Below are 12,692 nucleotides of genomic sequence, written 5' to 3'. Positions count from 1 at the left end.
GCCACGGCCCGTCGGCCACGGTCGAGTCGCTCGCCGCGTGCGCGCCGGCGTCAGAGGGCATTCGGACGTTCGACGACTCCGATCCCCTGGCCTACTACTCGACGGCGAACCCGCAGGGCTCCGTCAAGGTGGCCGGCCACGGCGTCACCGTCACCGTCACCGGTGACGCAGGGGACGACCTGACCATCGAGGTCGTCAACCCGTGAGGTGACCCCCCACTCAAGGTGCCGTATGCCGCTGGGCCAGCTCAGCGGCATACGGCATCTTTGTGCGTGGTGGGGCTCTCAGGCGGGGGCGGCAGGGTCGAGCTCGAGCCCGCGGACGAGGGCCTGGAGGCCGAGCTCGAAGCTGTCGTGATCGATCCGGGCCGCGTCGGCGCGGAGCCGATGGGCCTGGGTGAGATGGGGGTAGCGGTCGAGATAGACCTGCACGTCGTCGGCGAAGCCGGAGGCGAAGGGTGTCGTGGCCGCGCCGATGACGAGGTACTTCACGGCCCCGGAGATCTCCGTCGCGCGTCGGGGCGGCCAGCCCGCACCGACGAGCCCGCCATGGACGGCGTTGGCCATGCCGAGGAACTCGTCGCGGCGCTGGGTCCCGCTGGCGATGAGCGGCGCGGCGTTGGGGTGGGCCGCGAGGGCGGCACGGTAGGAGCGGCCCCAGGTGAGCAGACCCTCTCGCCACCCGGCGGAGAAGCCGGTCGTGTCGACCTGCTCGATGAGCCGGTTGGCGACGGCGTCGAGGACATCGTCCTTCGTCGCCACGTGCGTGTAGAGCGAGGCCGCCTGCACGCCGAGTGCTTGCGCGAGCCGCCGCATCGACAGGGTCGCCAGACCGTCGGCGTCGATGAGCTCGAGGGCGGCGTCGCGGATGCGCTCCTTGCTGAGCAGTGGCGTCAGCGGACGAGGCATGGGCCCTCCTCTTGTCGAAACTAACGGTGTTAGGTTAGCATCCGAACAGCGTTAGGTTACCGAGACGGAGATGAAACCATGGCACTCAGGACGCCCGTTGCACCGCTGCACCTGTTCGACACGGACTCCCTCATCGGCGAGGAGGACCGCGCGATCCGCGACGCCGTGCGGCACTTCGTCGAGCAGAAGATCAAGCCCGAGGTGTCCCAGTGGTACGAGGCCGGGTCCCTGCCCGTGCGCGAGCTGGCTCAGGAACTCGGCGGCCTCGGGGTCCTCGGCATGCATCTCGAGGGCTACGGCTGCGCGGGGACGAGCGCGACCGCCTACGGGCTGGCCTGCATGGAGCTCGAGGCCGGCGACTCCGGCATCCGCTCCCTCGTCTCGGTGCAGGGCTCCCTCGCGATGTTCGCGATCTGGAAGCACGGCTCCGAGGAGCAGAAGCAGGAGTGGCTGCCCCGCATGGCGGCCGGCGAGGCCATCGGCTGCTTCGGGCTGACCGAGCCCGACTTCGGCTCCAACCCCGCCGGGATGCGGACCCGCGCCCGGCGCGACGGTGACGACTGGGTCCTCACCGGCAACAAGATGTGGATCACCAACGGGTCCGTCGCCGACGTCGCGATCGTGTGGGCCCAGACCGAGGAAGGCATCCGCGGCTTCGTCGTGCCGACCGGCACCCCGGGCTTCTCCGCGCCGGAGATCAAGAAGAAGCTGTCCCTGCGCGCGTCGGTCACGAGCGAGCTCGTCCTCGACGAGGTCCGGCTGCCCGCCTCGGCGATCCTGCCCGGTGCCGCCGGCCTGTCCGGCCCGCTGTCCTGCCTCAACGAGGCCCGCTACGGCATCATCTTCGGCTCGCTCGGCGCCGCACGGGACAGCCTGGAGACGGCGATCACGTACTCCCGGGAGCGGGACATCTTCGACCGGCCGCTGGCGTCGTTCCAGCTCACCCAGGCCAAGCTCGCCGACATGGCCCTCGAGCTCGGCAAGGGCATGCTCCTCGCCCTGCACCTCGGGCGGCTCAAGGACGAGGGCCGGCTCCAGCCCAACCAGGTCAGCCTCGGCAAGCTCAACAACGTCCGCGAGGCCATCGCCATCGCCCGCGAGTGCCGCACGATCCTCGGCGCGGCCGGCATCACGCTCGAGTACCCGGTCCTGCGGCACGCCAACAACCTCGAGTCCGTGCTCACCTATGAAGGCACCTCCGAGGTCCACCAGCTCGTCATCGGCCAGGCCCTCACCGGAGAGGCCGCCTTCCGCTGAGCCGTTACGACACCTGCCGGGAACGCGTCGGTCGGGGCTACCGTTGCACTGATGGAAGGTGCACCACAGGGGTGAGGAGATCAAGGTGACGTTCAGCGAGCAGATGCGGCAGAAGGCAGACGAGGTCAACCTGCAGGGCAAGGCCAAGGACTTCGGCGACGCCGTCGTCGAGGTCGTCAAGGCGGCCATGGGTCTCGCTGCCGGCTACGCCGCCGAGAACCGCGACAAGGTCGACGGGGTGCTCGACCAGGCGACCCGGACCATCGACGAGCGGACCGGCGGCAAGCACGCGGACACCGTGTCGAAGGTCCGCGAGCAGGTCGACAAGGGCATCGACAAGCTCGTCACCCAGCGGGAGCCCGGCCCTCGACCGACGGTCCCGGACGACACCTACTCGGCCTTCGACGACGACGACGCCCCGGAGGGTTCACCGTCCTGAGCCCCTCTTCGGCCCACAAATGGCCGGCCTGGGGATAGGTTGGCGGGAGCGGTACTGGGTAGGAGTGGGGACGCGCCAGTGCTAATACCACAAGGCGAGCCAGCGCCCCACCCACCCCCGATGCTCGCGTATCATTCCCGTTGACGAAGGCCCCTGAGATGTCACCAGACGCGCACCTTCTGTCCGAAAGGCCATGGGTGCCCGTGCCATGAACCGACTCCAAGAGGGTTTCCTCCTCGGCGACAGATATCGCCTCGAGCAACGCATCGCCTCCGGCGGGATGGCCGATGTCTGGGCCGGCACCGACGAGGTCCTCAAGCGCCCGGTCGCGGTCAAGATCATGCGTCCCGACTCCAAGCACGAGAAGCTCTTCGCGCTGCGGTTCCGTGACGAGGCGGTCCACTCGGCCGGGCTCAACCACAACAACATCGCCACGGTCTTCGACTACGGCGAGGACGACGGCTTGGCCTACCTCGTGATGGAGCTGGTCGCCGGGGAGCCGCTGTCCCTCATTCTGCGCGAGCGTGCACCGCTCCCCGCGGCGGAGGTCCGCTCGATCATGGGTCAGTCGGCGCTCGCGCTCGCCGTGGCGCACGAGGCCCGGGTCATCCACCGTGACGTCAAGCCGGCCAACATCCTGGTGCGGCCTGATGGCGTCGTGAAGCTGACCGACTTCGGCATCGCGCGGGCCCTCGACGCGTCTGGCCACACGCAGCACGGGGAGATGCTGGGCACCCCCAACTACATCAGCCCGGAGCAGGCCATGGGCCAGCCCGCCACCGGCTCGAGCGACCTCTATGCGCTCGGCGTGGTCGGGCACGAGATGCTCTCCGGGTCCCGCCCGTTCGACCGCGGCACCCCGATCGCGACGGCGCTCAGCCACGTCAACGAGCCGCCCCCGCCGCTGCCCGACGACGTGCCGGACGACCTGGCGCAGGTCATCAACGACTGCCTGCAGAAGAACCCCGCTGACCGGCCCCCGAACGCCGCGGCCGTCGCCATCCGGCTGGGCCTCGGCGACCAGGAGGTGGCCGGCCTGGCGTTGGGGCTGGCCCAGGCGCTGAACGGCGTGCCCGACGAGGTGTCCAATCCCGAGGACATCCCCACGCAGGGCATGCCCCTGCCTGCCGACCGCTGAGGTTCAGCGAGAGACCGTCGCTGCCGGCTGTGCCGTCCAGGCCAGGAGGGCGGCCCGGATGACCATCGCCTCCTCGGACTGGGTGGCGTCGAGTCCGGTCAGGTCGGCGCACCGCCGGAGGCGGTTGTCGACGCTGTTGGGATGCAGGTGCAGCAGCTGTGCCGTCCGGCGCCGGTCGCGACCGGTGTCGAGGTAGGTGCGCAGGGTCAGGAGCAGCTCGGCGCGATCGGTCAGGGGCGTCATCATCTCCTGGAGCCGGTCCCTGGCGGGACTCGGTCGCATCAGCTGGTAGTCGATGAGGACGTCGTCCAGCTCGTAGATCCCCGGGGGCCGGTGCGTCGCCAGGACCACGTCGCAGACCTCTCGCGCCAGCTTTGCCGCCTCGGGCACGCCCGCCGGGGCAGCGGCGGCCCAGCCGGTGTAGATGGGCAGATCGACGACGGCCTGGACCTGGCGGTGGGTCAGCGCCAGCCAGACCCGGTCGTCCATGGAGAACCAGTCCGACCCGGCCGGGTAGGGCACGAAGGCGAGCCAACCCGATCGCGGCGAAGCCCACAGCACCGGCTCGTCCACGATCCGGGTCGCCTCGAGCCGGATCCGCCGGATGGCCCGTCGCTGCCCCTCTTCGTCAACGAGGAGGCCGCCCTCGCCCATGCTGAACGCGACGACGATGTAGGCGGGCGGCAGCCGGATGCCGGCTCGGAGGGCGGACTCGTCCGTCGCCGTGCCGTCGAGGAGGTCAGCGACAAGGGTCTGGCGGGTGGCCAGCTCCTCGCCGAGCACTGACTGGCGCTCGGTCGTGTAGCCCGTCGCGACGGCCACAGCGAGGAGTCGCACCAGGTCGAAGCCGAGCGCCTGGATGGCGATGACGACCGCCTCGTCGTCTGCCCCGGCCAAGCTGGCGAGGTGCTCGGTCACGACGGCCGTGCCGAGGTGGAAGGCCGACATGACCTCCTCCATCGGGACGCCACCGGTCGCCCGCCGCTCCGCGGTCTGGCGCACCGGCGCCAGCATGGCGGTATCGGGGAGCTCGCGACGGGCGAACGCGCCGGAGTAGTAGTCGACGAACCGGTGAGTCATCGCCCGCACCGGGTCATCGGGTGCGGCGTCGGCCACCCAGGCGTAGCTCGGCAGCTCGGCGGCCAGCCGGTGGAGCATCTCCGCGACGAGCTCGGGCCGGCTGCGCTCGACGACCTCGCTGAGCGGCTCGCCGGCCAACTCCAGCGGCGCCTCCCGCCAGGACATGGGACTCGTCCGACTGTGATCCATCACAACCTCCCAGGACAAAGACTAGGTCATGTCCTATTTCGCGCGATTCGCTGAGGGAGGAACATGGGACGTACTCCACCCCGCTGACGTGCCCGCGTTCCGACGCACTGCTGCCGCGCGGGAGCCGATCGTGATGCGCCACGAAGAGGGGGGCGGCGCGTCATGCGGGTCCGTGACCGACCTCCACCGGTCGCGGGCCCGGAGGTCTCGGACGCCGCACTCCGGACCGAACGGAGCGACCGTGACGCACGGACCCACCTGACGTCACGAGTGTCAGCGAAGGGCGGCTCCGCTCTGTGACTGAGCAGTCACCAGGCGTGCGAGCACGTCCCGGACCGCTGCCTCGAGGCCCCCGGCTGCATGCTCGCGCAGCTCGTAGCGGGCCCTGACCAGGGGCTTGCTCACGTGCAGCATCCGCCCGAGGTCGATGGGCGTCCCGGACACCACTGCGTCCGCACCCGTGGCCGCGATGGTGGCCTCGATCGTCGCCTCGAGGTCGCGGACCTGGGCCGGCCCGTAGCCCATTGCCGGCAGGATCCCGACGGCGTTGGAGTACTTGGCGTAGGTGTAGGCGAGGGACCCGACGGCATACGGGCTGGGGTCGATGATCTCGGCCGCGCCGGCGGCGCGCGCACCCACGACCGCTGCGCCGTAGCTCATCGAGCCGTGGGTGAGCGTCGGCCCGTCCTCGATGCAGATGACCCGTTTGCCCGCGACCGCGCTCACGTCGTCGATGGTGACCGGGCTGTCCGCGCGGATGATCCGCGCCCGTGGGTTGAGCCGACGGACGGTGTGCTCGACCGCCTCGATGTCCGCCGGCCGCGCGCTGTCGCACTTGTTGACGACCACGACGTGCGCCATGAGCAGGTTGGCCTCGCCGGGGTGGTAGGTCTCCTCGTTGCCCGGGCGCAGCGGGTCGACGAGGACGATGTGGAGGTCCGGGGTGTAGAAGGGCAGGTCGTTGTTGCCGCCGTCCCAGAGGATGACGTCGGCCTCCTGCTCCGCCTCGCGGATGATCTGCTCGTAGTCGACCCCGGCGTAGACGACGAACCCGTTGTCGATGTGTGGCTCGTACTCCTCGCGCTCCTCGATCGTCGTCTCGTGCCGGTCGAGGTCGGCGTAGGTCTCGAACCGTTGGCAGGCCTGCGCGGCGAGGTCGCCGTACGGCATGGGGTGCCGGATGGCCACGACCTTCTGGTCCAGCTCCCGCAGGATCCGGGACAGGTAGCGCGTCGTCTGGCTCTTGCCCACGCCCGTGCGGACCGCAGTGACGGCGATGACGGGGCGGGTGCTCGTGAGCATGGTGCTCCGGGCGCTCTGGAGCCAGAAGTCGGCCCCGGCCGCGATGCACCGCGACCCCAGATGCATGACCTGCTCGTGCGGCACGTCGGAGTAGGCGAAGACGGCGACGTCGGCCTGCTCGCGCCGGATGAGGTCCTCCAGGTCGGATTCCTCGACGATGGGGATGCCATCGGGATAGAGGTGCCCGGCCAGCTCGGGCGGGTAGGTCCGCCCCTCGATGTCGGGGATCTGCGTCGCGGTGAAGGCGACCACCCGATAAGCCGGGTCGTCGCGGAAGACGACGTTGAAGTTGTGGAAGTCGCGCCCCGCGGCTCCCAGGATGACGACCTTGCGGACGGCGTTCACGGCAGTGGTCATGGCGAACCTCCGGCTGCGGTCGCCGACGGACCGACACACCCGGACTGGGTAGTCCTGGCCTCGGCCACCCGCCGTCGCCAGTGTATGACGCCACCGCAAGGCGGCCAGTCTCACGGACTGAGACCCGGCTCACCCCGGGCCGACCGGCAAAGGCCTTGTGGGCCCCGCCCCGGGGGTGAACGCTGGGGGCCATGGAGACCGCCGACCTCACCACCCACGAGGAGCACCTGTCACTGGCCGAGCAATGGGTGGCGCGCAACTACAGCCCCCTCCCCGTCGTCATCGCGAGCGCCCAGGGAGCCTGGGTCATGGACGTTGCGGGGCGCCGCTACCTCGATGCCCTCGCCGGCTACTCCGCGCTCAACTTCGGGCACCTGCACCCGGTGCTCGTCGGGGCGGCGCAGGAGCAGCTGCGACGCCTGACCCTGACCAGCCGGGCGTTCCACAGTGACCAGCTGGCGCCGTTCTGCCGCGACCTGGCCGAGCTGGCCGGCAAGGAGCTCGTCCTGCCGATGAACACGGGCGCCGAGGCGGTCGAGACGGCGATCAAGACCGCGCGCCGCTGGGGCTACCTCGTCAAGGGCGTCCCGGACGGTCAGGCACGCATCATCGTCATGCGCGGTAACTTCCACGGTCGGACGACGACCATCGTCAGCTTCTCCGACGATCCGGTCGCGCACGACCACTACGGCCCGTACACCCCGGGCTTCGACCTCGTGCCCTACGGCGACATCGACGCGATCGAGGCGGCCGTCACCGACGACACCGTCGCCGTGCTGCTCGAGCCGATCCAGGGCGAGGGCGGCGTCGTGATCCCGCCCGCAGGCTTCCTGCGGCAGGTGCGGGAACTGACGCGGCGGCGCAGGATCCTCATGCTCGCCGATGAGATCCAGTCGGGCCTCGGCCGCACCGGCACGACGTTCGCCTGCGACGTCGAGGACGTCGTCCCCGACGTCTACATCCTCGGCAAGGCGCTCGGCGGTGGCATCGTCCCCGTGTCAGCGGTCGTGGCCGACGCCGACGTCCTCGGGGTCATCACCCCGGGAACCCACGGGTCCACCTTCGGCGGCAACCCGCTCGCCGCGGCCATCGGGCGGGCGGTCGTCGGCCTGCTGGCGACGGGTGAGTACCAGGAGCGGGCTGCCCGGCTCGGCAAGGTGCTGGCTGAGGGGCTGGAGTCCCTCGTGGGCCGTGGCGTCGACGCGGTGCGGGTCCGGGGACTCTGGGCTGGCATCGACGTCGACCCAGCACTCGCCTCGGGCCGCGAGGTCTGCGAGCGACTCCTCGTCGAAGGCGTGCTGGCGAAGGACACGCACGGCTCGACGTTGCGTCTGGCGCCGCCTCTCGTCGTCGAGGAGCCCGAGGTCGAGCTGCTGGTGGAGAGCCTGGCCCGGGTCCTGCGCTAGACGTTGGTGCGGCGCGGGTGGTGGTCCGAGCGGCGCGTCACGTTGGAGCGCAGCTGGGCGAGCACCTTTGCCTCGGCGTCGTTGAGGGCGTCCTTGGTGTCGCTCAGGTCGGACACGCCGACCATGGCGGGCAGGCCCTGGACGTGCAACTCGAGCGAGGTGCGCATGCCGGGCCGCCCGCGGTCCTTGAACCGCACGCCGATGTCCACCATCTGCGGGTCGAAGCGCGACAGCTGGGTGAACAACTGGGTCAGCGCCCGCTCGATGAAGTGGAGATCCTCCGTGGTGGCACCGTCCTCGAGGCGGACTCGTTCGATGAGGGTGCGGCTGGCTTCGGCGTTCATGGACGCTCCTTCCGGAGGGTGAGGGGCTTTCGGCTCCCACCTGCAGTCTATGAACCGAGTTGTGCGCCATGCGGATCGGATCAGGTGAGACGAGTCACCCGTACCCATTTCGTGGGAGGCTGAGGCATGCGGTCCCACTGCGCCCTCTACGTCGATGCCGGCTACCTGCTCGCGGCCGCAGCGACTCGCGTGACCGGGACCAGCCTGCGTGGCAGCGTGGTGATCTCCTACCCGGATCTGGTGAGCCGGCTCGTCGAGCAGGCGGAGGCGCTGAGCGGCCTGCCGCTGCTGCGGGTCAACTGGTACGACTCGGGCAATCGACCCGGAGGGGCGCCGGACGCGACGCAGGACTCCATCGGCATGCTGCCCCGGGTCAAGCTCCGACTCGGCCGCACGTCGCCCCACGGCGAGCAGAAGGGTGTCGACCTGCGCATCGGCCTGGACCTCGCGGCCCATGGCCGCAACCACGTCGTCGACACGATGTATCTCGTGTCCGGTGACGACGACCTGTCCGAGGCGGTGGAGGAGGCGCAGAGCCACGGCGCTCAGGTCGTCATCCTGGCCGTTCCGGACTCCAAGGGCAGGGCGCACGCGGTCTCCAACCACCTGATCCGGGAGTCCGACGGGCTCGAGCTCGTCGACCCCGAGACCATCGACGACACGATCCGGCCCCGTCAGCTGCAGGCGGAGACGTCGGCATCGCTGTCCCCCGAGGCGGCCGGTGTCGTCGTCCCGCTGCCCGGGCCGAGGTCTGCTCCTCGACCGGAGGCGTCCGCTCCGGACGCGCCCGCTGCCGCGTCGGCTCACGCCGCGACCCAGGCCGACTCCCACCCCGACCGCCCCACGCCGGCCATCCTCGCGCACAGTCGGCCGCAGCCCGCGACGGGTGCCGGCGGCGCGGGCGGGCCGGCCGCCGGGGGGAGCAAGGTCGCCTGGTCGAGCAGCAGCGAGCACCCGGCGCTCCGGCCCCACACGCTCTCGCCGGCGATGCTGGAGATGATCGACGACGTGTGTCGCGGCGTCGTCAGCGCCTGGCGCGCGACCGCGACGAAGGAGGACCGGCGCCGTGTGATGAGCGAGCGGCCCTTCATCCCCAGCGACCTCGACCGGACGCTGTTGACGGACCTGTCGGCCCGCCTCGACGTCTACGACATCCCCGACGAGATCCGCTATCGTCTGCGCGAGCAGTTCTGGGACGCGGTGGACGAGTTGGGCCGCTGACGCGGACGAGTCCGTATGCCGCTGGGCTCGTTCCCGCGCTCAGGCGCGGTCGCTGCGGTGGCGCCGACGCCGGCGCCGGACGAGCTTCGAGAGCTCCTCGAGCCACAGCACCACCGAGGCCATCGCGAGACAGACGAGCCACTGCCCGAGGCCGAGCGTCTCCGTCCCGAACGCGGTCTGCAGGAGCGGCACCGTCACCACTGCGACCTGCAGGGCGAGGGCGAGTGTGATGGCAGCCCACAGCCAGCGGTTGTCGGTCAGGTGGCGAAAGGCGCTGCTCTCGTCGGACCGGGAGTTCAGCGCGTTGAAGAGCTGAGCGAGGACGAGGGTGGTGAAGCCGGCGGTGCGCGCCGTCTCCAGGGACTCGGCGCCCTCGACCAGCCCGCCGGGCAGCATGAGGTCGATGGTCAGGAGCGTGACGACGGCCATGACCAGGCCGATGAACGCGATCCGGCGCCACATCGCGCGGTCGAGGATGCGGTCGGTCTGCTGCCGTGGCGGCCGTGCCATGACGTCGTCGATCTCCGGGTCGATGCCCATCGCCAGGGCCGGTCCGGAGTCGGTGACGAGGTTGATCCAGAGGATCTGGGTGGCGAGCAGCGGGAGGACGATGGCGCCCGAGGTGTCGGCCTCCGAGAGACCGATGACGCCGGCGAGGACAACCCCGAAGAAGACGGTCGCCACCTCGCCGAGGTTGGAGGAGAGCAGGTAGCGCAGGAACTTCCGGATGTTGTCGAAGATGACGCGCCCTTGGCGCACTGCGTCGACGATCGTGGCGTAGTTGTCGTCGCCGAGGATCATCCGGGACGACTCCTTGGTGACCTCCGTGCCGGTGATGCCCATCGCGATGCCGATGTCGGCCGACTTGAGGGCGGGCGCGTCGTTGACCCCGTCGCCCGTCATGGCGACGACCAGGCCGTGGCTCTGCAGGGCGTCGATGATGCGCAGCTTGTGCTCCGGGGCGACGCGGGCATACACGGCGGTGCGCAGGACCGCGCGGCGGAAGTCCTCGTCGTCGAGCGCGTCGATGTCCGCGCCCGAGAGCACCTGTTCCCCCGACCGTGAGATGCCGAGGTCGGCGGCGATGCGGGCGGCCGTCGCCGGGTGGTCGCCGGTGATCATGACCGTCCGGATCCCGGCCCGGTGCGCCTGCGCTACTGCTTGGCGCGCCTCGTCGCGCGGCGGGTCGATGATCCCCACGACTCCGAGGAGCACGAGGTGGGACTCGGCGGACTCGTCGAGCTCAGCGGGCCCGTCGGGGCCCACGTCGCGGTAGGCGACGCCCAGGGTGCGGTAGGCACTGGCGGACAGCTCCTCGACCGCCCGGAGGAAGCCGGTCCGCTGCTCCTCGTCCAGGGGCACGACCCGCTCCCCAACGCGCACGGCGTCGCAGTGGTCGAGGAGCACGTCCGGGGCCCCCTTGACGAAGAGGCGGTGCTCGTCGTCGTCCAGGTGGTGCCCGAGGATCGACATCATCTTGCGCTGTGACGTGAAGGGCACCTCGGCGGTGCGCTCGTAGCGGGAGACCAACCGCTCGGCGTCCTCCAGCTTGCGGATCGCGACGAGGAAGGCAGCCTCGGTCGGGTCGCCCTGGATCGTCCACTCGCCATCCTCCTCGAGGAGCTGGGCGTTGTTGGCCAGGGCGCCGGCCACGACGACGCTGCGTGCTTCGCGGGCCAGGTCGGCCGGTGTGCCGTCGGTCGGCTCGTAGCGGGCTTCTCCGTCGGGGCGGTAGCCGGTCCCGGTGAGCTCCACCCGGCCGCTCGGCGTGATGATCCGGCTCAGGGTCATCTCGTTGCGCGTCAGCGTGCCGGTCTTGTCCGAGCAGATGACCGAGGCGGAGCCGAGGGTCTCCACCGAGTGGAGGTCCTTCATGACGGCGTTGCGGCGCGCCATCGCGCGGACCCCGAGGGCGAGGACGAGGGAGAGGATTGCGGGGAGCCCCTCGGGCACGGCCGCCACGGCGAGCGAGACACCCATGAGCAGGATGGTCACGGCGTCGGTGAGGTTCCGGACCCCGTTGAGCAGCGCGATGGCAGCCATCACGACGGCGGCGATCCCGATGACGAGCAGTCCGAGGACCTTCGACACGGACGCGATCTCGCGCCGCAGCGGAGAGGGCTCCTGCTCGGTCCGGTCGAGCAGCTCGGCGATCTGGCCCATCTCCGTGTCCATGCCCGTGGCCGTCACGACCGCCCGTCCGACGCCCTGGACGACAGCCGTCCCGCGATGCACCATGTTGCGCCGGTCCCCGAGGCCGACCGGCCCCGGCAGTGGCTCCGGCGACTTCGCCGTCGTCGTGGACTCGCCCGTGAGGGAGGCCTCCTCGAGCCGGAGCGCCGTGGCGGAGAGCAGCCGGGCGTCGGCACCGACGGAGTCCCCCTCGGAGAGGCTGAGGACGTCACCGCGCACGAGCTCGGCTGCGGGGAGCGTGACGAGCCGCCCGGCACGCAGGACCGTCGAGGTGGCCGCGGTCATGGACGCGAGCGCCGCGACGGCGCTCTCGGCCTTGGCCTCCTGGACCAGCCCGAGCACGGCGTTGGCGACGACGATGAGGGCGATGACGATGGCGTCGACCGGCAGCGACTCGGCCCCTTCGCCGACCCACGCGATGAGGGAGATCCCGATGGCGACCAGGAGCAGATACACCAGTGGGTCCTGGAACTGCCGAAGCACCTTGCGCCACAGCGGGACGGCAGGGGTGCTGCGCAGCTCGTTGGGACCGTCCTGGGCGAGTCGCTGCGCGGCGACGTCGTCGGGGAGCCCGATCCCGGGGTCGACCCCGAGGTCCAGGGCCACCGCCTCCGCCGACAGCAGCGTCGGATCGGTGGGGTCGAGCGCCCTGGCCGTCACGCCGCGAGACCGCGGGTGGCGGCGAGCACCTGCCAGGCGGGGCCACGCCGGAGCACGTGCGGGGCGAGGCCGCGCTCACGCAGCACCCGGTGCATCAGCTCGGGGTCGTGGGCGTAGGCGCGGTACTCCCGGCCGGTCAGTCGGGCGCCGGCGTTGCCGACGGCGAGCCCGACCACGGTCACGAGGTTGCGGGGTGGG

The 12,692-nt window shown here is 70.9% G+C and carries 11 protein-coding genes and 1 pseudogene; 6 read left to right on the top strand and 6 right to left on the bottom strand.

The window, feature by feature from the left end:
- Positions 1-206 (top strand): hypothetical protein (locus OO014_RS17110; protein ID WP_272463533.1); only part of this gene is annotated, 206 nt, incomplete at its 5' end.
- Between the two features lie 78 nt (positions 207-284).
- Here OO014_RS17110 and OO014_RS17105 read toward each other — a convergent pair.
- Entirely contained in the window at positions 285-908 is a 624-nt protein-coding gene (locus tag OO014_RS17105; RefSeq protein ID WP_272463532.1) for a TetR/AcrR family transcriptional regulator, read from the bottom strand.
- Positions 909-986: 78 nt separating this feature from the next.
- On the opposite strand from OO014_RS17105, the gene OO014_RS17100 reads away from it, so the two are divergent.
- From OO014_RS17100 to OO014_RS17090, 3 genes are all read left to right on the top strand, one after another.
- On the top strand, positions 987-2,165 hold the full coding sequence (locus OO014_RS17100) for an acyl-CoA dehydrogenase family protein (protein ID WP_272463531.1): 1,179 nt from the start codon (positions 987-989) through the stop codon (positions 2,163-2,165).
- A gap of 85 nt (positions 2,166-2,250) precedes the next feature.
- Positions 2,251-2,604: an antitoxin gene (locus OO014_RS17095; RefSeq protein ID WP_272463530.1), complete on the top strand. Its 354-nt coding sequence runs from the start codon at positions 2,251-2,253 to the stop codon at positions 2,602-2,604.
- Positions 2,605-2,812: 208 nt separating this feature from the next.
- Positions 2,813-3,742 (top strand): serine/threonine-protein kinase, encoded by a 930-nt coding sequence (locus tag OO014_RS17090; RefSeq protein WP_272463529.1) that lies wholly within the window; start codon positions 2,813-2,815, stop codon positions 3,740-3,742.
- Positions 3,743-3,745: 3 nt separating this feature from the next.
- Here the strand turns inward: OO014_RS17090 and OO014_RS17085 are convergent, their stop codons facing one another.
- Positions 3,746-5,011 (bottom strand): PucR family transcriptional regulator, encoded by a 1,266-nt coding sequence (locus OO014_RS17085; RefSeq protein ID WP_272463528.1) that lies wholly within the window; start codon positions 5,009-5,011, stop codon positions 3,746-3,748.
- 273 nt (positions 5,012-5,284) lie between these two features.
- Positions 5,285-6,670: a cyclic 2,3-diphosphoglycerate synthase gene (locus tag OO014_RS17080; protein ID WP_272463527.1), complete on the bottom strand. Its 1,386-nt coding sequence runs from the start codon at positions 6,668-6,670 to the stop codon at positions 5,285-5,287.
- Positions 6,671-6,861: 191 nt separating this feature from the next.
- Here OO014_RS17080 and rocD point away from each other — a divergent pair, with 191 nt between their 5' ends.
- Positions 6,862-8,076, top strand: a complete 1,215-nt coding sequence (gene rocD, locus OO014_RS17075) for an ornithine--oxo-acid transaminase (protein ID WP_272463526.1) — start codon at positions 6,862-6,864, stop codon at positions 8,074-8,076.
- Here rocD and OO014_RS17070 read toward each other — a convergent pair.
- The gene (locus OO014_RS17070) at positions 8,073-8,420 is read right to left on the bottom strand and encodes a hypothetical protein (protein ID WP_272463525.1); all 348 of its coding nucleotides are present in this window, start codon (positions 8,418-8,420) and stop codon (positions 8,073-8,075) included. The genes rocD and OO014_RS17070 overlap by 4 nt on opposite strands.
- Before the next feature lie 126 nt (positions 8,421-8,546).
- On the opposite strand from OO014_RS17070, the gene OO014_RS17065 reads away from it, so the two are divergent.
- Entirely contained in the window at positions 8,547-9,641 is a 1,095-nt protein-coding gene (locus tag OO014_RS17065) for an NYN domain-containing protein (protein ID WP_272463524.1), read from the top strand.
- A gap of 39 nt (positions 9,642-9,680) precedes the next feature.
- On the opposite strand, the gene OO014_RS17060 is transcribed toward OO014_RS17065, so the two are convergent.
- Entirely contained in the window at positions 9,681-12,494 is a 2,814-nt protein-coding gene (locus OO014_RS17060; protein ID WP_272463523.1) for a cation-translocating P-type ATPase, read from the bottom strand.
- Positions 12,491-12,692, bottom strand: a pseudogene (locus OO014_RS17055) (SAM-dependent methyltransferase); the annotation flags it as partial. The pseudogene OO014_RS17055 and the gene OO014_RS17060, both read right to left, overlap by 4 nt.

The sequence above is a fragment of the Intrasporangium calvum genome (assembly GCF_028446585.1).
Taxonomy (GTDB): Bacteria; Actinomycetota; Actinomycetes; order Actinomycetales; family Dermatophilaceae; genus Intrasporangium; species Intrasporangium calvum_A.
Note: the sequence above shows the minus strand (reverse complement) of the source record. Positions and strands in the feature narration are given on the sequence as shown.

Bases quoted from the DNA above. Each gene is read 5' to 3' on its own strand.
- OO014_RS17090 (WP_272463529.1), top strand. From the start codon at position 2,813: ATGAACCGACTCCAAGAGGGTTTCCTCCTCGGCGACAGATATCGCCTC.
- OO014_RS17100 (WP_272463531.1), top strand. From the start codon at position 987: ATGGCACTCAGGACGCCCGTTGCACCGCTGCACCTGTTCGACACGGAC.
- OO014_RS17080 (WP_272463527.1), bottom strand. From the start codon at position 6,670: ATGACCACTGCCGTGAACGCCGTCCGCAAGGTCGTCATCCTGGGAGCC.
- OO014_RS17105 (WP_272463532.1), bottom strand. From the start codon at position 908: ATGCCTCGTCCGCTGACGCCACTGCTCAGCAAGGAGCGCATCCGCGAC.
- OO014_RS17085 (WP_272463528.1), bottom strand. From the start codon at position 5,011: ATGGATCACAGTCGGACGAGTCCCATGTCCTGGCGGGAGGCGCCGCTG.
- rocD (WP_272463526.1), top strand. From the start codon at position 6,862: ATGGAGACCGCCGACCTCACCACCCACGAGGAGCACCTGTCACTGGCC.
- OO014_RS17070 (WP_272463525.1), bottom strand. From the start codon at position 8,420: ATGAACGCCGAAGCCAGCCGCACCCTCATCGAACGAGTCCGCCTCGAG.
- OO014_RS17065 (WP_272463524.1), top strand. From the start codon at position 8,547: ATGCGGTCCCACTGCGCCCTCTACGTCGATGCCGGCTACCTGCTCGCG.